The organism is Demequina sp., assembly GCA_024707205.1.
In the GTDB taxonomy this organism is placed as follows: Bacteria; Actinomycetota; Actinomycetes; order Actinomycetales; family Demequinaceae; genus Demequina.
Genome location: JANQAD010000001.1, coordinates 1,231,125 through 1,251,565, shown reverse-complemented (window position 1 = coordinate 1,251,565; position 20,441 = coordinate 1,231,125). Strand labels below are relative to the sequence as shown.

Annotated in this window: 17 protein-coding genes and 2 pseudogenes; 12 read left to right on the top strand and 7 right to left on the bottom strand. The window is 69.8% G+C overall.

Features of this window, described 5'->3' with window-relative positions; translation table 11 throughout:
- The first annotated feature begins 18 nt into the window (after positions 1-18).
- The 7 genes and pseudogenes from NVV57_06410 to NVV57_06380 all read left to right on the top strand — a co-directional run bounded on the left by NVV57_06410 (position 19) and on the right by NVV57_06380 (position 6,614).
- Positions 19-279, top strand: coding sequence for a type II toxin-antitoxin system prevent-host-death family antitoxin (locus NVV57_06410; protein MCR6712339.1), 261 nt, complete (start codon positions 19-21; stop codon positions 277-279).
- A gap of 2 nt (positions 280-281) precedes the next feature.
- On the top strand, positions 282-713 hold the full coding sequence (locus NVV57_06405) for a type II toxin-antitoxin system VapC family toxin (protein ID MCR6712338.1): 432 nt from the start codon (positions 282-284) through the stop codon (positions 711-713).
- A 17-nt stretch (positions 714-730) separates the two neighbouring features.
- Positions 731-1,066, top strand: coding sequence for a DUF2516 family protein (locus NVV57_06400; GenBank protein ID MCR6712337.1), 336 nt, complete (start codon positions 731-733; stop codon positions 1,064-1,066).
- 13 nt (positions 1,067-1,079) lie between these two features.
- Positions 1,080-1,505 carry a D-aminoacyl-tRNA deacylase gene (dtd, locus tag NVV57_06395; protein ID MCR6712336.1) on the top strand — a complete coding sequence of 142 codons (426 nt, stop codon included), beginning with the start codon at positions 1,080-1,082 and terminating at the stop codon, positions 1,503-1,505.
- 238 nt (positions 1,506-1,743) lie between these two features.
- A pseudogene (locus NVV57_06390) lies at positions 1,744-4,295 on the top strand (ATP-dependent Clp protease ATP-binding subunit).
- A 90-nt stretch (positions 4,296-4,385) separates the two neighbouring features.
- Positions 4,386-5,573, top strand: coding sequence for a hypothetical protein (locus NVV57_06385; GenBank protein MCR6712335.1), 1,188 nt, complete (start codon positions 4,386-4,388; stop codon positions 5,571-5,573).
- A gap of 27 nt (positions 5,574-5,600) precedes the next feature.
- Positions 5,601-6,614 carry an aldo/keto reductase gene (locus tag NVV57_06380; protein MCR6712334.1) on the top strand — a complete coding sequence of 338 codons (1,014 nt, stop codon included), beginning with the start codon at positions 5,601-5,603 and terminating at the stop codon, positions 6,612-6,614.
- Between the two features lie 13 nt (positions 6,615-6,627).
- Here the strand turns inward: NVV57_06380 and NVV57_06375 are convergent, their stop codons facing one another.
- Entirely contained in the window at positions 6,628-6,768 is a 141-nt protein-coding gene (locus NVV57_06375; GenBank protein MCR6712333.1) for a hypothetical protein, read from the bottom strand.
- Positions 6,769-6,866: 98 nt separating this feature from the next.
- Between NVV57_06375 and NVV57_06370 the strand changes: the two genes are divergently transcribed.
- Positions 6,867-8,243: a sensor domain-containing protein gene (locus tag NVV57_06370; protein MCR6712332.1), complete on the top strand. Its 1,377-nt coding sequence runs from the start codon at positions 6,867-6,869 to the stop codon at positions 8,241-8,243.
- 20 nt (positions 8,244-8,263) lie between these two features.
- Positions 8,264-8,922 (top strand): annotated as a pseudogene (locus NVV57_06365) (response regulator transcription factor).
- Between the two features lie 3 nt (positions 8,923-8,925).
- On the opposite strand, the gene NVV57_06360 reads toward NVV57_06365, so the two are convergent.
- Positions 8,926-9,801 (bottom strand): A/G-specific adenine glycosylase, encoded by an 876-nt coding sequence (locus tag NVV57_06360; GenBank protein ID MCR6712331.1) that lies wholly within the window; start codon positions 9,799-9,801, stop codon positions 8,926-8,928.
- Between the two features lie 45 nt (positions 9,802-9,846).
- Between NVV57_06360 and NVV57_06355 the strand changes: the two genes are divergently transcribed.
- On the top strand, positions 9,847-10,467 hold the full coding sequence (locus NVV57_06355) for a hypothetical protein (protein ID MCR6712330.1): 621 nt from the start codon (positions 9,847-9,849) through the stop codon (positions 10,465-10,467).
- On the opposite strand, the gene radA is transcribed toward NVV57_06355, so the two are convergent.
- Positions 10,464-11,855 carry a DNA repair protein RadA gene (radA, locus tag NVV57_06350; GenBank protein ID MCR6712329.1) on the bottom strand — a complete coding sequence of 464 codons (1,392 nt, stop codon included), beginning with the start codon at positions 11,853-11,855 and terminating at the stop codon, positions 10,464-10,466. The genes NVV57_06355 and radA overlap by 4 nt on opposite strands.
- 77 nt (positions 11,856-11,932) lie before the next feature.
- Here radA and NVV57_06345 point away from each other — a divergent pair, with 77 nt between their 5' ends.
- Together NVV57_06345 and proC are read left to right on the top strand one after the other, a co-directional pair.
- A complete protein-coding gene (locus tag NVV57_06345; GenBank protein MCR6712328.1) occupies positions 11,933-13,147 on the top strand; it encodes a hypothetical protein in 1,215 nt (404 codons plus the stop codon).
- Between the two features lie 11 nt (positions 13,148-13,158).
- The gene (proC, locus tag NVV57_06340; protein ID MCR6712327.1) at positions 13,159-14,019 is read left to right on the top strand and encodes a pyrroline-5-carboxylate reductase; all 861 of its coding nucleotides are present in this window, start codon (positions 13,159-13,161) and stop codon (positions 14,017-14,019) included.
- On the opposite strand, the gene NVV57_06335 is transcribed toward proC, so the two are convergent.
- The 4 genes from NVV57_06335 to wecB all read right to left on the bottom strand — a co-directional run bounded on the left by NVV57_06335 (position 13,983) and on the right by wecB (position 20,391).
- Entirely contained in the window at positions 13,983-15,953 is a 1,971-nt protein-coding gene (locus NVV57_06335; protein MCR6712326.1) for a glycosyltransferase family 4 protein, read from the bottom strand. The genes proC and NVV57_06335 overlap by 37 nt on opposite strands.
- Positions 15,954-15,957: 4 nt before the next feature.
- A complete protein-coding gene (locus NVV57_06330; protein MCR6712325.1) occupies positions 15,958-17,037 on the bottom strand; it encodes a glycosyltransferase family 2 protein in 1,080 nt (359 codons plus the stop codon).
- A 202-nt stretch (positions 17,038-17,239) separates the two neighbouring features.
- Positions 17,240-19,327 (bottom strand): acyltransferase, encoded by a 2,088-nt coding sequence (locus tag NVV57_06325; GenBank protein MCR6712324.1) that lies wholly within the window; start codon positions 19,325-19,327, stop codon positions 17,240-17,242.
- The gene (gene wecB, locus NVV57_06320) at positions 19,312-20,391 is read right to left on the bottom strand and encodes a UDP-N-acetylglucosamine 2-epimerase (non-hydrolyzing) (protein MCR6712323.1); all 1,080 of its coding nucleotides are present in this window, start codon (positions 20,389-20,391) and stop codon (positions 19,312-19,314) included. Before wecB ends, NVV57_06325 begins: the two co-directional genes overlap by 16 nt.
- Between the last annotated feature and the right edge of the window lie 50 nt (positions 20,392-20,441).

Sequence of the window (20,441 nt, the reverse complement as noted above, 5' to 3'; positions counted from 1 at the left end):
GCGGGGTAGCGTGGCCCCATGGAAGTCACCTTCGCTGAGTTCAAGTCGTCGCTCATGGCGCACGTCAACGCCGTGAAGGACGGTGAGGACGTGATCATCACCCACAAGGGCGCGCCCGTTGCCCGGTTGACGTCCGTGGACGGCAACGACCTCATCTCCTCGCTCATCGAGGACGGCCTCATCACCCCGCCGGCCGAGGACCGCGCCGTGCCGCGCCTGCCCCAAGCCGAGGCCGCGAAGGATGCCCTGTCCAGCCTGCTCGGCCGGCTGCGCAGGTAGCGATGGCGATCGTCTATTTCGACACGTCGGCGCTGGTGAAGCTGCTGGTCCTGGAGACCGGCTCTCCCCTCGCCGTCGCCCTCTGGGAGAGGGCCGACGCTGTGGTCACCTCCCGCATCGCCGACGTTGAGGTGAAGTCGGTTCTGGCCGCCGCCGAGCGCATCGGCCGCATCGACGCCGCACCCGCCGCCGCCGCGCGCGACCGGTGGAAGGAACTCTGGCCCGGCCTCGCGAAGGTAGAGGTGACGGAGGCGCTCGCCGTGCACGCCGCCGAACTCGCTGACCGCCGCCCCTTGCGGGCCGGAGACGCCCTGCACCTGGCGTCGGCCCTGCTGCTGAAGGGCGCGAGCCCGATGTTCTGCGCCTGGGACCGCAGGCTGACTGCCGCCGGGCGCGCGGAGGGGCTCACCGTGCTGCCCCCCGCGCTGGCGTGATTCCGTAAGGTAGCGCCATGTTCGGGTTGCAACTCACCATCGTGGTGATCATCGCCATCGTCGTCTTCGTCGCCGCGGCGTGGGCGCTCATCCAGGCGTTCAGATTCCCTGCTGACGCGTATGTCGCCGCGGGCAAGCGCACCCGGACGTTCTGGTTGGCGATCACTGGCGTGGCCACGCTGTTCGCGTTCCTGTGCCTGCCGCCGGCCAGCGGGTTCAACGTGTTCTTCCTGCTCGAGACCGCGGCCGCGGCCGCCACGCTCATCTTCTTCGTCGACGTGCTGCCGCGACTGCGCGAGGTGCATCGACCCGGCCAGTCCCGGTCGCGGGACAACAACCGCGGCGGCTGGTAGGAGCTGGTTCCGCATGAGAGCGGTGCTGCAGCGCGCCTCGCGTGCTTCCGTGACAGTGGACGGCGAGGTGGTGGCGTCGTTCTCGCGCCAAGGGCTGGTGGCGCTGGTGGGGGTGACTCATTCCGACGGGGTCGCGGAGGCGGAGCTGATCGCGCGCAAGATCGCTGACTTGCGGATCCTGTCTGATGAGCAGTCCGTGCTTGATGTGGGGGCACCCGTGATCGTGGCCTCCCAGTTCACGCTCTATGCGGACACTCGTAAGGGACGGCGGCCCACGTGGAACGCGGCCGCTCCGGGCCCGGTCGCGTCTCCGCTGGTAGATGCGGTGGTGTCGTCGCTGCGGGCTCGGGGCCTCGAGGTCGGGACCGGGATGTTTGGGGCACACATGGAGGTCGAGCTCGTGAACGACGGGCCGGTGACGATCGTGCTGGAGGCGTAGGCGCGGACCGCCGCACCCAGTCCCCAAATGGTGGATGCTGCTCACTTTGCGCGGCAAAACTGAGCAGCATCCACCAGCAGCGGGCTGCGGCGCACTTATCCAACTGCCGATAACAAGGAGGTGTCGGGCTTGTAACAGTTGTCACGCCTGCGGCGAACACGGGCATGAGGGCTGGTGAGCCCTGGTTAGCCTGGGTGCAATCGCCGGACTCTGCGTCGGCGACGTATGGAGGTTTGAGATGTTCGAACGGTTCACCGACAGGGCCCGTCGTGTTGTGGTGCTCGCGCAGGAAGAGGCGCGCATGCTCAACCACAACTACATCGGCACGGAGCACATCCTGCTGGGCCTAGTGCGTGAGGGCGAAGGCGTTGCCGCCAAGGCTCTCGAGTCGATGGACATCTCCCTCAACGCCGTTCGCGAGCAGGTGCAGGAGATCATCGGCGAGGGCTCGCACGCCCCGTCAGGCCACATCCCGTTCACGCCGCGCGCCAAGAAGGTTCTTGAGCTGTCGCTGCGCGAGGCGCTGCAGCTTGGCCACAACTACATCGGAACCGAGCACATCCTGCTCGGCCTCATCCGCGAGGGCGAGGGCGTTGCCGCGCAGGTTCTCGGCAAGCTCGGTGCGGACCTGAGTTCCGTGCGCCAGCAGGTCATCCAGCTGCTGAGTGGCTACGAGAACAAGGAGCCGTCCGGCGGTGGCGGCGGTGGCGGACCCCAGGAGGGCACGCCCGCTGGATCGACCGTGCTGGACCAGTTCGGCCGCAACTACACGCAGGCCGCGCGCGAGGAAAGCTCGACCCCGTTGTGGGCCGCGAGCTCATCATGGAGCGCGTGATGCAGGTGCTCAGCCGCCGCACCAAGAACAACCCGGTGCTGATCGGCGAGCCCGGCGTGGGCAAGACCGCCGTGGTCGAGGGACTCGCCCAGGCGATCGTGCGCGGCGACGTGCCGGAGACGCTCAAGGACAAGCACCTCTACACGCTTGACCTCGGCTCGCTGGTCGCCGGCTCCCGCTACCGCGGTGACTTCGAGGAGCGCCTCAAGAAGGTGCTCAAGGAGATCCGCACGCGCGGCGACATCATCCTGTTCATCGACGAGATCCACACCCTTGTGGGTGCGGGTGCCGCCGAGGGCGCCATTGATGCTGCGAGCATCCTCAAGCCCATGCTGGCTCGCGGAGAGCTGCAGACCATCGGCGCCACGACGCTCGATGAGTACCGCAAGCACGTCGAGAAGGACCCCGCGCTCGAGCGCCGCTTCCAGCCCATCCAGGTGCCGGAGCCGGAACTGAGCCACACCATTGAGATCCTCAAGGGTCTCCGCGACCGCTACGAAGCGTTCCACCGCGTCACCATCACGGACGAGGCCATCGTGGCCGCCGCCCAGATGGCGGACCGCTACATCAGCGACCGCTTCCTGCCGGACAAGGCGATTGACCTCATCGACGAGGCGGGAGCGCGCCTGCGCATCCGCCGCATGACGTCGCCTCCCGAGCTGCGTGACCTCGACGACAAGATCTCGTCCGTCCGCCGCGAGAAGGAGTCCGCGATCGACGGTCAGGACTTCGAGAAGGCCGCGTCCCTGCGGGACGTCGAGCGCCGCCTCAGCGACGAGCGCTCCAAGGCCGAGGAGGCGTGGAAGTCCGGTGACCTCGACGTTGCGGCCGTTGTCGATGAGGAGCTCATCGCCGAGGTGCTGTCGATGTCCACCGGCGTGCCGGTTGCCCGCGTCTCGAGCGACGAGTCCGCGCGACTGCTGTCGATGGAGTCCGAGTTGCACAAGCGGATCATCGGCCAGGAGCAGGCCATCAAGGTGCTGTCCCAGGCGATCCGCCGCACGCGTGCCGGCCTCAAGGACCCCAAGCGCCCCGGCGGCTCGTTCATCTTCGCCGGCCCCACCGGCGTCGGAAAGACCGAGCTCGCGAAGGCCCTGGCAGAGTTCCTCTTCGGCGACGAAGACGCGCTCATCAGCCTGGACATGTCCGAGTACGGCGAGAAGCACACCGTTGCTCGCCTCTTCGGCGCCCCTCCCGGCTACGTGGGCTTCGAGGAGGGCGGCCAGCTCACCGAGAAGGTGCGCCGCAAGCCGTTCTCCGTTGTCCTCTTCGACGAGGTGGAGAAGGCCCACCCGGACATCTTCAACTCGCTGCTGCAGATCCTCGAGGACGGCAAGCTCACCGATGCTCAGGGCCGTGAGGTGAACTTCAAGAACACCATCATCATCATGACCACCAACCTGGGCGCCGACGCGATCTCGCGTCGCCAGGCCACGGGCTTCGCGCTCACGTCGGAGCTCGCGCAGAGCTACGACGAGATGGTCAAGCTGGTGAACACGAAGCTGAAGGAGCACTTCAAGCCGGAGTTCCTCAACCGCGTCGACAACGTCGTGGTCTTCCCGCAGCTCACGCAGGAGGAGATCGTTCAGATCGTGGACCTCATGGTTGCCCGCCTCGACGAGCGCATGAAGGACAAGGACATGGGCATCGAACTCACCCTTGCCGCCAAGCGCGCGCTCGCGGACAAGGGCTACGACCCCGTGCTGGGCGCGCGGCCGCTGCGCCGCGCCCTGCAGCGCGAGATCGAGGACCCGTTGTCCGAGAAGATCCTGTTCGGCGAGCTCAACGCTGGCCAGATCATCCGCGTGGACGCGGAGGGTGAGGGCGAGGCCGCCGAGTTCACGTTCGAGGGCGTGGACAAGGACGACGTCGTCGAGGAGCCGGTCGCCGCAGGGGTTGCCCCCTCTGCTGCCGAGAAGGCTCCCGCCGCAGAGGCGGCTGGAAGCGAAAGCTAGCAACGTCGTCGGGCATGCCCGACGCTCACGAAAGGGCCCCTGGAACGTTCCGGGGGCCCTTTCGCATGCTCATATCGCTACAGTCAACCCATGATCCGTTGGCAGCTGACGGCCATGGCGGTGGGGTTCGTCGCGGTGACAGTGCTCACTGCCTGCAGCCTCGGTCCAAATGACGGCGATGCCGTGCCGAGCCTTACCCCATCGCCGCCACCAGCGGCGTCAGGGCTACCCGCTGACGCGCGGCTGATCGCGCAGCGGTCGCGGGGCGAGGAGGTGCTCGCAATCGATGGCGACGGCGCTGCCCTCATTTCGTATCACCTCCATGCGAAGGAAGTTGTCGGCACGGGAACGCGCGAAGGCTGGACGATCTGGGCGGGCGAGGAGCCCGGCGTAGCTTTGGTGAGTCCAACGGGCGAACGCACGTCGCTGCTCGCGCCAAAGAAAGTGTCTTCGAACCTCGAGAGCGCGGCGTGGGCCGATCTCAATGGCGACAAGATAGCGGTGCGCATCGCAAGCGTGACCCTCGACAGCGCGACCGAGGGTGTCCCCGCAGGATCCTTCTACTTTGGGAGCCGGTCTGGCGAACTGAAGCCGCTGCCCGCGGTAACGGTAGACGGCGAGGCACCCTACTTGGGCCTGGGACCTATCCATGCGGTGGCCTCAGGGATCGTCGTTTCTGGACAGTATGCGGGCGTCTACGAAATCGACCCAGCGACCGGCAAGGGCGCGCTCGTGGGCCCGGACGAGGTCTCCGTGCCGACCACGTATCGCGACCTGTGCGCCGACGACGGCGAAGACATCATCGGCTATTCCGGATACGTTGGCCTGGACACGGCGGCACCACGGGGCCAGTGGACCGCGAGGTGGGGAGGCGGTGGCACGGTCGCGACCACTCGGCTCGCGCCCGCGAGCGGAGACGCCTCGGACATCTTCGCGGTGTCGTGCGGCGATTCAGTCGCTGACGTGCTGAGCGCGACTCGGCCGACTACCGTCGTCTGGCGGGCAGGTGGAGAGGACCACCAGACGGAGTTGCCCACCGACAATCCCGCAGCACAACTGTTCATGCCGGACGGATTCCTGCTCGTGCAGACCCACCCCTACAAGGGCGGTTCAGGCGGTGTCTACGCGGTCCGTCAGGCGGACGGCGTCGCCACTACCGGCGTATACAGCTGCTGGAACATGCTCGCGCGCGGGAACTTGGTGGCAATTGGCACCGGAGACATCAACGAGTGCGCGTTCTACGTGACCCCCGTAGACGACCTCTTCGGCAACAACTAGGAACCGCGTCGGGCATAGGCTGACCACATGGTTAACGACCCCTACCTCGCCAACGAAGCCCGGTACGACGAGATGCAGTACCGCCGCCTGGGCCGCAGCGGCCTGAGGCTTCCCGGGGTGAGCCTTGGTCTGTGGCAGAACTTCGGCGGCGCCAACCCGCTGGACACCCAGCGCGACATCATCCGCGCGGCCTTCGACATGGGCGTCACGCACTTTGACCTCGCGAACAACTACGGCCCGCCCGCGGGCAGCGCCGAGGAGAACTTCGGCCGCATCCTTAGCAGCGACCTTGCGCCCTACCGCGACGAGATCGTCATCGCGACCAAGGCCGGCTACTACATGCACCCCGGGCCGTACGGCGAGTGGGGCTCGCGCAAGTACCTGCTGAGCTCCCTCGACGCATCACTCAAGCGCATGGGCCTCGAGTATGTGGACATCTTCTACCACCACCGCCCGGACCCTGACACGCCCATCGAGGAGTCGATGATGGCGCTGGACCAGGCGGTTCGCTCGGGGCGCGCGCTGTACGCCGGCATCTCCAACTACGGGCCCGACGCTACCCGCGAGGCCGCGCAGATCCTCCGCGATCTCGGCACGCCTCTGCTGGTGCACCAGTTCCCGTACAACATGTACCAGCGCTCGCCGGAACAGGGGCTGCTGGACACCCTCGACGAGTTCGGCGTCGGCTCCACGGTGTTCTCCCCGCTCGCACAGGGCATGCTCACCGCGCGCTACCTCAACGGCGTGCCCGAGGGCAGCCGCGCTACCCACTCACCCTTCCTCAACACGAAGCAGATCACGGAGACCTACCTCGAGCGCACGCGAGCCCTCAACGCGATCGCCGAGGGCCGCGGCCAGAGCCTGGCCCAGCTCGCCGTTCAGTGGGTGCTGCGCAAGGGCCGCACCACGTCGGCGATCGTGGGGGCGAGTTCGGTCGCCCAGCTCAAGGACACCGTAGGCGCGCTGTACTACCCCGAGCTCACCGACGACGACATCGCCGCCATCGAGCCCCACGCCGTGGAGGGCACGCACCACTCCTAGGGTGAGACAGCCCCTAGGACACGGCGGTGAGAGTCGCGCTCGGCGTCGGCTCCGCGTCGCCCTTGAGGTGATCGGCCAGCCACCACAGCCCCAGCATCGTGCAGGTCGCGAGCACGAGCACCACGAGCCCTCGACGAATGGTGCTGTTTTCCATGCGCCGATCCTGCCACCAGACGGAGACGGGGGTTAACCCCCTAGCGCACGGCGGTCATCCCCATTCCGCGCGAGCGCCGCCGGCGAGACCCTGGAACCATGACAACCATGACCGCAGCGCCCGTGGACTTCGAGGCAAAGGCCCCCACCCGCGTCCCCTTCCTGACCGCGCTGTTCTCTCGCCGCACGTGGCTCGAGTTCAGCTACCTGTGGCTCACCCTGCTGCTCTCGCCGTTCGCGCTCGCGTACGTGATCGGGTTCCTCACGCTGTCCGTGAGCCTCGTGTGGACCGTCGTTGGCCTCTATGTTGGCGGCGTGGTGCTGTTGGGCGCCCGCGGATGGGGATCGATGTACCGGGGCATGGCCAGGACCATCCTCGGCACCCACGTCGCCGCCCCCGCACAGTTCGTGTGGCCCAAGGGATTCTGGCGAAAGCTGGGGGCCCTCTTCGTGGACGGTGACGCGTGGCGCGCCCTGCTGTTCACGTTCCTCACCTTTCCGCTGTCGCTGCTCTCGACCATCGTCACGACGACCATCCTCGGAACCGGTCTCGGCGCCATCACCTACCCCGTCTGGTACCGGTTCACATCCCAGCAGGCCGAGGACGGCACCTGGCACCATGGCTCGCAGTTGGGCACGAACTTCTACATCGACACCCCTTTCCGCATAGCTGTGCAGGCGCTCGTTGGCGTCGCGCTCTTGCTCGTGTTCCCGTGGGCCGTTCGCGCGTTCGCGCTGCTGTCCAGCGTGCTGACCCGCGCCCTCCTCGGCCCCACGCAGACCGGGCAGCGCGTGGCCGCGCTCAGGGCCACCCGCGCCGCCGCGGTCACTAGCGCCGACGCTCGCCTCCGCGCCATCGAGCGCGACCTGCATGACGGCCCCCAGGCCAGGCTCGTCGCGGTCGCGATGCAGTTGGGCGAGGCGCGCTCGCACCTCGCGGCCGGCACCGAGCTGGAGCAGGCAACATCGCTGGTAGACAGCGCCCACGCGGCCACGAAGGAGACCCTGGTCGAGCTCCGCGAGATCGTTCGCGGCATCCACCCACCGGCCCTCGACGCCGGGCTGCCCGTGGCCCTCGAGACTCTTGCCGCCCGCTCCCCGCTTCCCGTCTCGGTGGCGATAGACCCGACGCTGGAGGCCACCAGGCCGCTTGAGCCGGTCCTGCAGTCGCTCGTGTACTACGCCGTGGCCGAGCTGCTCGCGAACGTCGCCAAGCACTCCGGCGCCTCGAGCGCCGCGCTCTCCGTGGCGCGGCACGGCGCGAATGCGGTGGTCGTCACCGTCACCGATGATGGCCGCGGCGGGGCGGCAGTCTTCCCCGCCGACGGCACCGGCCTGCACACCGGCCTCGCTGGCCTCGCCGAGCGCGTGGCCGCCGTCGATGGCTCTCTCGACGTCTCAAGCCCGACGGGCGGCCCTACTGTGGTGACCGTGACAGTGCCCACCCAGACAGTGCCGACGGGTCCAGGGCGGTGACGTCCGACGCCCCGGCCGGCCTGCGCGTCGTCGTCGCCGAGGACCTCGCGCTGCTCCGCGACGGACTGGTCGCGCTGCTCTCTCGCCGCGGTCACGAGGTCACCGGGGTGAGTGACGGCGAGGCCCTCGTCGCCGAGGTCGAGCGGCGCGCGGCAGCGGGCGAGGCCACGGACGTCGTCGTCACGGACATCCGCATGCCGCCGTCGTTCACGGATGAGGGCCTGCGTGCCGCCCTCGCGCTCCGCGCGGCGCACCCACAGCTGCCCGTGCTCGTGTTCTCGCAGTACGTGGAGACGCGCTACGCCTCTCAGCTGCTTGCAGGGGACGCTCGCGGCGTTGGCTACCTGCTCAAGGACAGGGTCGCGGACGTCGACGAGTTCATGGACGCCGTGGGCCGCGTAGCCCGCGGGCACACCGTGCTCGATCCCGAGGTGGTCGCCCAACTCATGGGCGCCACCTCGGGCCGCCACGCGACCCTCGCGAGACTGACCGATCGGGAGCGCGAGGTGCTCGAACTCATGGCCGAGGGACGTTCAAACAAGGCCATCTCCGAGCGGCTCTTTGTCTCCGCCGCACGGTCGAGAAGAACATCGCGTCGATCTTCGCCAAGCTCGGCCTCGAGATCCACGACGCCGACCACCGCCGCGTGCTCGCGGTGCTGCGCTACCTGGGTGTTTAGGCGCTACAGCGAGAAGGTGCCGTCACCGCGATCGGTGACCAGTCCGTCGGCCAGAAGCGACGCGAGGGCGCGCCCAAACTGCTCTGCTGGCACGCCGTCAACACCGGTCACCGGAACCGGCTCACTGGACTCGCGCAGCACGGCGAGGATGCGGCCGCGCACCTGGCGATCGGTGCCATGCCAGGCCTGGGTGGTGGTCGCTACGCGGCCCGACGCTGGGTAGCCCGCCGCTCGCCACGCACAGTTTTCGCTCACCGGGCAGGCATCGCACCGGGGCGAGCGCGCGGTGCAGACAAGCGCGCCGAGCTCCATTGACGCGACCGCCCACTCGGCGGCGAGGGCCGGATCATCAGGCAGGATGCGGTCCGCGAGCGCCCGCTCCGCAGCGGTGACGCCCGGCGGCGGAAACTGCTCGCCGCCCCAGATCCGCGCGAAGATGCGCTTGACGTTCGTGTCCAGCACCGCCGCGCGACCCCCGTGCGCGAAGGACGTGACGGCCGCGGCCGTGTAGTCGCCAACTCCCGGCAGGGCGAGCAACTCCTCTCGCGACGTCGGCACCTCCCCGCCGTGCCGCGCCACGAGCATGCGCGCGCACTCCCAGAGCCTGGCCGCGCGGCGGGGGTAACCCAAGCGCCCCCAGGCGCGAACAGCGTCGGCCTGGCTGGCGGAGGCGAGGGCCGCGGCGCTGGGCCAGCGGTCCATCCACTCGCGCCACACGGGCTCCACGCGCGCGACCGGGGTCTGCTGCAGCATGACCTCGCTCACGAGCACCCCCCACGCCGAGGCCCGGCCGCCGCGCCACGGCAGGTCCCGGCCCTCGCGCGCGTACCAGTGCAGCACCGCCGCGACGATGGCGTCATCTGGCGACTCGCGGGGCATCTGCCCATTGTTCCAGCGCGAGGGTGGCTACCGTGGAGAGGTCCCATGGAGGTGACGATGGACGGACTCAAGCACCCGGTGGGCGAACAGCCCGCCAACATCTACTGGCGACGTCGTCTGTTCGTGATCATCGCCATCGTGGTGGTGGCCCTGTTCCTGTGGTGGGCCATCAGCGCGCTCTCGTCGAGCTCCGGCGCGAAGACGCCAACAACCACCCCCGATCCCACCAATTCGGTGTCAACAAGCCCCACCTCGTCCGCCGCGGCGGACCCGGGCCGCACGTGCACGGGCGACGACTACACGGTCGCGACGGACGTGCCCGCGGAGGTCTCGGCGAGCAAGAAAGTCACGTTCACGGTCACCGTCACTTCCACCGCGGACTCGCCGTGCATTATCGACCCGACCAAGGACTCGAAGCTCACGGTGCGCTCCGGCAGCGATGCGTGGTTTGACTCGTCCGACTGCCCTGCCGACTTCGCGCTGTTCGACGCCGAGGCGTTCCTGATCGAGGCCGGCAAGACCCACGACCTCAAGACCAGCTGGAACTACGGCCGCGACGACCAGGGCTGCCTCGACAAGCTGCAGGCAGCGAAGTCGGGCACGTACAAGGCCACCGTCACCGTGGCGGGCGTCAAGGCCGAAGAGGCCACGTTCGCCGTCTCCTAGAAGTCCGGCTCGGCCTCCGCGCGCGCGACGAGCGCGATGCGCGCCGCATCCGCGAGCTGGTCCACCGGGTGCAGCGTCACCCCAGCGGGAGCGGTGATCCCCTTGCCAGCAGAGGGCACCACCACATCGGTGAAGCCAAGCCGTGCCGCCTCGGCAACGCGCTGTGCCAGCGCCGTCACGGGCCGGACCGCTCCCGAGAGCGCCACCTCCCCAACGGCGCACCAGCGATCGCGCACGGGACGGTCGGCGCGCGCGGACGCGAGGGCGAGCGCGAGCGCGACGTCGGCCGCCGGCTCCAGCACCCTGGCGCCGCCGATGGTGGCGACGTAGACGTCGTCGGCGGCAACGGCCACGCCGACGCGTCTATGCAGCACCGCAAGGATCATCGCCACGCGCGCGGAGTCGATGCCCGACGTGGCTCGCCGGGGATTGCTAAGGACGCTTGGGGCTACGAGCGCCTGAATCTCCGCGGGCAGGGGCCGCTTGCCGTCCACGGTGATCGTGGCGCACGTGCCCGCAACATGGCCTCCCTCGCGTGAGAGAAACAGCCCGGAAGGATCCGCCACGGACTCGATGCCCGCGTCGACGAGTTGGAAGCAGCCCACCTCGTCCACGGAGCCGAACCGGTTCTTGACGGCGCGCAGCAGCCGCAGCTGGGAGTGCGGGTCGCCCTCGAACTGACACACCACGTCCACGAGGTGCTCCACGATGCGCGGGCCCGCAACGGAGCCGTCCTTGGTCACGTGCCCAACGAGCACCATGGGCACCCCGCCCCTCTTCGCGGCCTGGATGAGCGCCTGGGCCACCTCTCGCACCTGGCTCACACCGCCGGGCGTGCCCTCCACCTCGGCTGACGCGATGGTCTGGATGGAGTCGACGATCACCAGGTGTGGATCGCTCGCCTCGACGTGCGCGAGCACGGCCCCGAGGTCCGTCTCCGCGGCCAGCAGCACCCCGGGCTCGAGCGCGCCGATTCGCTCCGCCCTGAGCCGGATCTGGCCTGCGGACTCCTCGCCAGACACGTACAGCACTCGCGCGCCCGCGCGGGCGCTGCGCGCGGCGACGTCGAGCAGCAGCGTGGACTTCCCCACCCCTGGCTCCCCGGCAAGCAGCACGGCGGCACCGGCCACGATGCCCCCGCCGAGCACGCGGTCGAACTCGTCGACGCCGGTCGACCTCCTGGCCGACGCCGTGGCCGAGACCTCCGGCAGCGGCACTGCGGGCGCGCTCGCTGCCGTGGCCCGCGTGGCGGGACCGGCGGTCGCGTTCGCCTCCACGACGGTTCCCCACGCCTGGCACTCGCCGCAGCGGCCCACCCACTTCACGGCCGTCCAGCCACACTCGGTGCAGCGATAGCCGGGACTGGTGCGACGAACAGCTGTTGCCATGCGACCACCGTAGCCGCAGCGTCGGACACGCAACGAGAGGCTGGGGATTCGCAGCGGCCGGGCCTAGTCTTGACACCATGGCGCCAGACAGCGAGCCAACGCCGCGCGTCCCCTGGCTCCCGGTAAGCGAGGGGACGGAGCCGGCCGCACCCGAAGAAGAGGAAGACTTCTCCTCCTTCCCTCCCGTCGTCCCCTCGTGGATTCAGCGCGAAGCGCCCGCCCAGGAGCCGCAAGCGGAGGAGGAGCCTCCCAACCCGCTGCCGCCGCCGTCGGCCGCCGAGGTGCTCCCCGATCCGGGAACCGCCCCCGCCGCCCTTGAGGATCCTCCCGCCCGCCACGCGCAACCCGACGCCGTGCAGCTGCTCGGCGAGTCGGCTGTCGCGAGCGCCGCCCTCTCCGCCGCTGGTGCCCCTACGCCGCTCGGCGGCGTTCCCATCGCGCCCGTAGACAGTTCCGTCACGCCCCCCGACTTCGGCGAGCCCGTGAGCTTCGTTCCCGCCTTCGACGGCGAGCCGACCGAGACCGAGCCCGAGCACACGCCCTCGCACGTGAAGGCCGACGCTCTCGCCGCAGGGATCGTCGCGCAGGAGCAAGAGCAGCTCGCCTCGAGGCCGCCCCTCGACGGCGGCGCCGTGTACACGCCGCGCGCGTTCAGTGACGGCGCAGCCGTGTCGGCCCCCATCGACACCCAGCCCGAACCCCCGGCAGCTGCCCCCGCCCAAGCCGAGCCGCCGTCGGGCCGCAAGGGATCGCTCCTGTGGCTGTGGATCCTGCTCGCCGTGGTGGTGCTCGCGCTCGTTGGGATCGGGTACGCGGTCCTCAACAAGCCCGACCCGGCCGTGATCCCCGGCGTCACCGTGACCGAGCCGGCGCCCTCGCCGACGATCGTGCCCAGCCCCGCGCCCACCGGCAGCGACTTCCAGGCGGCCATGCCGGCCACGGTCGGCACATACTCCCTGGTAGGCGCCGAGGTTCTGGATCCCGCCGACGTGGCCCTCACCGCCGGCAGGGTGGCCGACGGGGTTGACCTCACCTACCGCTCCGGCGACGACACGATGAAGGTGCGCGCCCTCCAGTACTTCAACGAGGACGATGCCAAGGCGATGTTCACGCAGTTCGCCGGCGAGGACGCGGCCACGGAGCCCGTCGAGGCGGGTGGCACCACCGTTGGCGAGAAGGCGATCATCACGTCGCCGAAGCCGGGAATCGTGTGGCGCAACGGGACATCGGTGTTCATCCTCACGGGTCCGGCGCTGCAGTTGACCGACTTCTACGAGCAGTTCGGGCTGTAGCGTTAGGCCTCATGACGACCGCCCCCACACCGCTCCCAGACGCACCACGCATCGCTGTCATCGGCACCGGCGTCATGGGCGGCACGCTCATCACGGCGCTGCGCGTTGCCGGATGGCCCCAAGACCGCATCACCGCGGCCTCCCGCACCGAGGGCAGCGCCAAATCGGTTCGCGACAGCCACGGCGTCGTCGTCGAGCTCGACGCCGCGGAGGCGGTCAAGGACGCCGACGCCGTCATGCTCGCGGTGAAGCCGCAGGACATGGCCGCGGCCCTGGACCAGATCGCCGGGTCGCTCAAGGAGGGCGTGCTCGTCATCACGGTGGCCGCCGCGCTGCCCACCTCGTTCTACGAGGCCCGGCTCCCCGCAGGCACACCGGTGGTGCGCGCGATGCCGAACACGCCGTCGGTCATCGCGCGCGGCGCCACAGGGATCGCCGCCGGTGCCAACGCCACCCCAAGCCATCTGCAGCTTGCCGCCGGCATGTTGCGGGCAACGGGACTGGTGGTGGCGGTCGACGAGGCGCAGATCGACGCCGTCGCCGCGGTGTCCGGATCAGGGCCCGCGTACTTCTACGCGTTCGTCGAGGCGCTCACCGAGGCGGGCGTCGCCCAGGGTCTTGACCGGATTCTCGCGACGCAGCTCGCCGCGCAGACGCTCGTTGGCGCCGCGCACCTGCTGCAGACGTCTGGCGAATCGCCGCAGCACCTGCGCCAGAGCGTGAGCTCCAAGGGCGGCACCACGCTCGCGGCGCTCGCGGCGATGGACCACGCGGGGCTGCAGGGCGTGGTCGCGGCCGGAGTCAACGCGGCCGTTACGCGCGCGAAGGAGCTCGGTCAGGAACTCGCCGGCGAGGCTCCCAGCTCCCTGTAGGCGGCGTCGGCCGCTTCGACACGGTGCTGCCACGTGGCCGTGGCGAGGATGTCGGTGCGCGCGGCCGCGCCGAGGCGATCCCTCAGCGCGGGGTCCTTCACCAGGGCGCGCAGGGCCCGCGCGAGGTCGCTCGAGTCTCCCTTGCGGAAGGTCAGTCCCGTGACGCCGTCCTCGACGATCTCCGCGAGCGCCGCAACGTCGGAGACCACCACCGCCTTGCCCATGGCCATCGCCTCAAAGGGCTTCATGGGCGACACCATCTCTGTCACCGGCAGCGGCAGGCGCGGGAACGGCAGCACGTCGAAGAACGACAGGTAGCGGGGAACCTCGGCGTAGGGCACCCGCCCAACGAACACGATCGAGTCCCTTACGGCGCTCGCGTTCGCCCTGTCGACCACCGCGCTGTAGTGCGCGCCATCGCCAACCACGACGAGCGCGACGGAAGGGTCCGCGAGCTCCTCAAGCGCGTCGATCAGCAGCTCAAGACCCTCGTAATCCACGGTGGAGCCCGCGTAGCCGAGCACGGTCTTGCCCTCGAGCCCAAGGGCCGCCTTGAGTTCCAGGTCAGGGGTGGCGGGGGCGAAGTCCGCCGCCTCAACGCCGTTGCCAAGCACCGAAATCTTCTCCGCGGGCACTCCGTCCGCTATGAGCTCGCCCCGCAGCGCCCGCGTGATGCACAGCACGCGGTCCGCCATGGCGCACACAGCGAGTTCCATGGAGCGCTCAAAGCGGTACTCCTCCGTAGCGGCAAAGCGCGGATCCCGTGAGGTGCGGTAGATGTCCTCGAGCCCTCGGAGCTCGTACACGAACGGGAGCCCGAGTCGCTTGGCGGCGATCCCGGCGCCCAGAGCGGTCTGGAAGAACGACGCCGCGTGAATGACCTCCGCGCCGTGTCGTCTCGCCTCGCGCTCCACGTCCTCGGCAAAGTCCCGCACATACGGCGCGAGCGGCACGTCTGGGTACGACCGCACGCCCTCGCGCAACGCGCGGTGGTACTCGACGCCGTCGACGACGTCCACAGGGGCGGCCACCCGGCGGTCGTCCGGGCGCCACCGCGTGTATGGGAAGCCCAGCCTGGTGAGCACCCGCTCGTCCCAGCCGCGCTCGCGCAGCGCCTTGGCGATGCCGTGCGTACGGGTCGCGTAGCCGCCGCTGCGGTGCGGCAGGGATTGCGACACCACATACAGCGCCGCGCCGGCCCGACGCTCGATTGGCTCGCGCGCTTCCCCCACCTCGGGCGCGCCCTGAGCGAGCAGCTCCAGGTGGTCGCGGGCTAGCGCGAGTTGGCGCCTTGCGTCCTTGGAGCGCAGCCGCGTCCGCACGCCCGCGGCCAGCGTGACCGCCGCGCTCAGGTTGCCATCCCTGGCGGCCGCGAGCGCCCATGTCGCCCGTTGATCCGCGGGCGCCCCGCCCCCCGCGAGAACGAACTCGGCGACCGCGTCCCAGGCGCTGTCCGCGGCGGCGACGGACGCGAGGAGCGTGGCGTCCGCCGCGGGGAGCGCCGCGCTCAGTTCGCCCGCGGTGGCCGCCCGGTCCGGCGAGCCAATGACGGTCGCTATGCGGGCGGCCGCCTCCGCGTCCACTGACGCCCACACTCCGGTCGCGTTCTCCATCACCCAGACCGCAGCCTCCACAGCGCCGGCCCTGACGGCCGCACGCGCCGCGAGGTCCAGCTGCGCGGCGCTCAGGCGGCGCGACGCGAGCTCGCGCGCGATGGGCTCGGCGAGGCGTGCCTGGTTCTCAGAGATGGGCTCGCACAGGACAGCGAGAAGGGTGGGCGTTGGCAGGTCCCCGAGGGTCGCCAGGTGCGAAGCCGTTGCCCTGCGCGAGCGTTGCCGAAGCGCAGCACCGCGCCAGGGCTGGGGCGTGAGGCCCCAGGGCCAGGCTGCGGCGACGGCACCGGCGGTCGCGCGGGCGCGTGCGGCAAGGGACATGGGGTCAGACCTCGGCGTGGGCGCGCGGGTCGCCGAACGTGATGAGGCGCCCCGTGGGAGTGAGCATCGTGGCGTCGGTGACCTTCCACGTGTGCGAGTGCGGATCCGCCGCGCGAACGCTCACGAAGTTGAAGCGGTCCGAGGAGTACACCCCGACCCCGTCGGCGTTGAGCCGATTGAGCACGTCCGTGTCGACCGCGCGCGGGATGTCGGAGAAGCGGAGATCGCGGATGAGGTCACCCTGGAAGTACATGGTGCCCCCCTGAACCATCTTCGCCCACGAGTTCTCCGCGTCCGCGAACCGCAGCACCAGGGCACCGCTCGCGCTGAGATGGACAAGGTGTGCGCGCTTTCCCGTGAGCCCTGCGCCGCTCAGGCGCAGATCGCGGGCAAGGTCAAGGAGGAACGCGGGTCCGTAGAAGTTGTCGTCATCCATCTTGACGATGTCGTCGCCGTCGGCGGCGGCGATTCCAAGATTCAGGCAGCTGCCGAGCGTCAGCGAGCGGTCCGCCTCCACGGGCACGACCTCCACCGCGGGGTGGTCCGTCCGGAAGGCCGCGAGCGCAGCCGCGTCGGCAGTGAAGCCGTGGGTCACGAGCACCAACTGGACCGCCACGCCGCGCTGGCGGGCCGCGTTGTCAAGGACGTTGCCGAGCTCGTCAGGCCGGTTGGTGGCACACACGATCGAGACCGCGCCGAGCGCGGGAGAGTCCGCACCACGGTCGAGGACGTCGCGGCGCTGCCGCAGGGCCACGCGGTCGCGCAACTCGGCCTGGGCCGCGAGCGCGGTCGCCTCGGGCGAGGCCGCTGCAGCGTCGGCGACCGCGGGCCACACGGCGTCGTCGCGGTCCCGCCTCGGCTCCCCATACAGGAGCACCGCGGTCCCGCTCAGCGCGAGAGAGTCGGCGACATCGCCATCCTGCGCCGGCACCACGGCCACTGGCGTCACCGGCCCGCGACCAACGCCCCGTGCCCTCTCGCCCGACGCCGTTGGAGGCTCCGCCGCTTGCCGCACCTTGATCCATGACGAGGTCGCCACGGCGGCCGCCGCCTCCGCGACCGCGGCCTGAGTGCTGCCCGTCACGAGAACGGTCGGTGCCGCGCCCCGGCGGTTCACCGACCTGGCGAGCCTGCGCGCGGAGCCGCCACGGCGTCGGGCAGGCCGCGACGAGGTCTTCTGCCGCCGGTCACCTGAGCCATGGACACTCCCTTTCCGGGCGCTTGGGCACGCTGTGGCCTGCGCAACCAGGTGATTTTACCGCGGCCGCGCGCGCGGCCCCGGGTCCTTAGCCGGTGGCGCCGAGCGCCGCCATGCGCGGCGCCAGCTCCCTTATGAGCTGAGGCGCCAGGGTGATGACGTACGTGTTCGTCAGGTGGCTGCCCTGCCTGAGGATCAGCACGTTGCCGATGACGGGCGCGCACTGCTCCTGTGGACAGATGAAGTCGGTGAGGTCGATGACCGCGGCTCCGGACGCCTCGGCGGCTGCGGTCTGGCCTGGAGCTCCTCCGGACTCGATGCCGTGGGCGCGCTCGAAGGCGCACGTGAGCGCGGAGTCGGCGTTCTTCTCCATGCACGGGTAGACGTCACCAGGCGGGTGCGGGTTGTCGAGGACCACGGTCACCGGGATGCCCGCCTGCTGCCAGCGCTCCCACCGCTGGGTGTACCCCTCCACGGCGTCGAGAGGCGAGGACTCGGTGACGTGCGGGACCCCGCCCGAGGTCAGGACCCCCGCGTATCCGCCGTCGAGGATCTTGCGATCCACCGCCTCGTTGAACTCCTTGCACGTGGTGTAGGCGGCCCCACTGATGGACGTGATCGCGTCCGTTGACTCGCACGACGACTTCGTCATGAACTCGAAGCGCACACCCAGGTTGCGACCCGCGATGTCGAGAGCCGTGTACCACTGCAGCATCTTCGAGTCCCCGACGGCCGCGACCACGATCTTGCTGTCGAGCGCGCCCACGGGGCACGTGACGATCTCGGTTGAGTCCTGCGCCGCCTGGCAGCCAAGGTCGTAACTGGCGGGCACATCGTCGGCGGCGGACGCCGGCTCCGGCACGATCGTCTCGTAGGAGTCCTGGGGGATTCCCGCCGGTGAGCTGGTGGGATCGTTGCCGAGCGCCTGCGCGCCCATGCCGGAGCCCTCGCCCGTTGCCGTTCCCTCCGGCACCTCGATGACGATGGTCTGGTTCGAGGACGGGGACGGAGCGGTGAGCGCCACCGCGAAGCCGGCGGCGACCCCAGCGAGGGTGAGTGCGGCACCGGTGGCGAGCGCGAGCGCGGAGCCGCGCGCGAGTCGCTTCGAGTACCGCGCGGGATTCTCGATGAACCGCATGCTGAGATACGCGGGCACTATCGACAGCACCGCCAGCGCCATCTGCTCTCGCACCCGCAGCGGCCCAAAGGCCGCCTGCCCAAAGATCAGCATCGGCCAGTGCCACAGGTAGAGCGAATAGGACAGCCCGCCGATCCACACCATAGGCCGGAGCGCAAGGACGCGCGCGGCGACCGCGTGGGGGTGGGCGATGCCGCCCGCGATCACCGCAGCCGCGCCAAGCACTGGGATAGCAGCGAGATAGCCCGGCCACGCCGCGGTGTCCGTGAGCAGCACGGCGGAGGCGAGGATCACGACGAGCCCGGTCACCGAGATCGCGCTCGCCGCGCGCTCAGGAAGACGAGCAAACCTGGTCGCCGCTATCGCGACGAAGGCGCCAACGGCGAGCTCCCACAGGCGCGTGGTCGTGACGAAGAACGCGGTAGCGGGGTTGCTCGCCGTCTGCAGAATGGATGCAATGAATGAAGGGATCGCCACCACCGACAGCGCCACCGTCATCGTCCGCCGCATGCTCCACCGCAACCGATGCGCCACGAAGAGCGCCACGATGATGAGGAACGGCCACACGAAGTAGAACTGCTCCTCCACCGCGAGCGACCAGAAGTGCAGCACCGGCGACTGCCCAGTCCCCTCCGCGAGGTAGTCGACCGCCCGCGCGGCGAGTCGCCAGTTCACCACGTACCCAGCGGCGGCCGAGATGTCCAGCCCGAACGCCCTGCGGTCGGAGCCGTTGATGAGCCACACCGTGAGCGCGGAGGTCACCACGAGCACAAGGGCCGACGCTGGCAGCAGCCGCTTGGCGCGGCGCGCGTAGAAACGGCGAAGGGAGACCTTCCCGGTGCGCTCCGCCTCCCGCACGAGCAACGAGGTGATGAGGAAGCCAGAAATCACGAAGAAGACGTCGACGCCGATGAACCCGCCGGGAAGGAACGGGAGGCTCGCGTGGTACAGCAGCACCAAGAGGATGGCGACGGCTCGAAGGCCCTCGATATCGGGGCGGAACGCCTTCGAATGCGGTTCGTTTACGCGAGCTGGCACTGCACCACGTCCGCTATCCGCTCGCCGGCGTGCCCGTCCCACAGCGGCGGCGTGGGCCACTGCGCAGGCCGACCGGCAGCGAGGGCCGCCGCAACCGCTGGCACGACGCTCTCTCGCGTCACCAGTTGGTTGGTGCCGTTGGTGATCGTCACGGGACGCTCGGTGTTGGGCCGCATGGTGAAGCACGGCACGCCCAGGATGGTCGTCTCCTCCTGGACGCCACCGCTGTCGGTGACCACAGCGTCGGACCCGGAGACGAGCGAGATGAAGTCGAGGTAGCCGAGCGGATCCGTGGCGATCACGCGGGGGTGGCGCGTCAGCCCGGCGTCGACGAGGCGCGCGCGGCCGCGCGGGTGCACCGGCATGACGAACGTCGCGAGGTCCGCGAAGGCGTGGATGACGCGAACGAGCTCGGCGACGTCGTCGGGGTCGTCGACGTTGCTGGGCCGGTGCAGGGTCCCGACGATGTACGCGCCCTCCACGCCATGCTCGGCCTTGGCGCGGGCAGAGTCGAGCCGCGGCTTGGCCCTGAGGAGCGTGTCGATCATGGGGTTCCCGACGAAGTGGATTGCGTCCGGGTCCGTCCCTTCGCGAACGAGGTGCTCGATGGCATCCTCGCTCGTGGCAAAGAGCACGTTGGACAGCCGGTCGGTCACGAGCCGGTTGATCTCCTCCGGCATGGTCATGTCGAAGCTCCGCAGGCCCGCCTCGACGTGGCCGAGTGGGATCCCGAGCTTCGCGGCGACGACGGCGGCGGCGAGAGTCGAGTTGATGTCGCCATACACGAGCACAAGCTGGGGCGCGGCCCCGAGGAACGCGCCCTCAAGCGCGATCATCGTCCGCGCGGTCTGCTCCGCGTGGGAGCCGGAGCCGATCCCCAGATTGACGTCCGGCCGCGGCAGGTCCAGTTCGCGGAAGAAGATGTCAGACATGCGGTCGTCGTAGTGCTGCCCGGTGTGCACAATGCGCTGTTCCACGCCACGCTCCGCGAGCGCGGCCTGAACCGGGGCCAGCTTGGGAAAGTTCGGTCGCGCACCGGTGACGTGCAGAACGGCCGTTGGCATGGGCACTCCTTCGGCGGCGCCTTCCGCCGGCGCACCATCTCGAGGGTCTA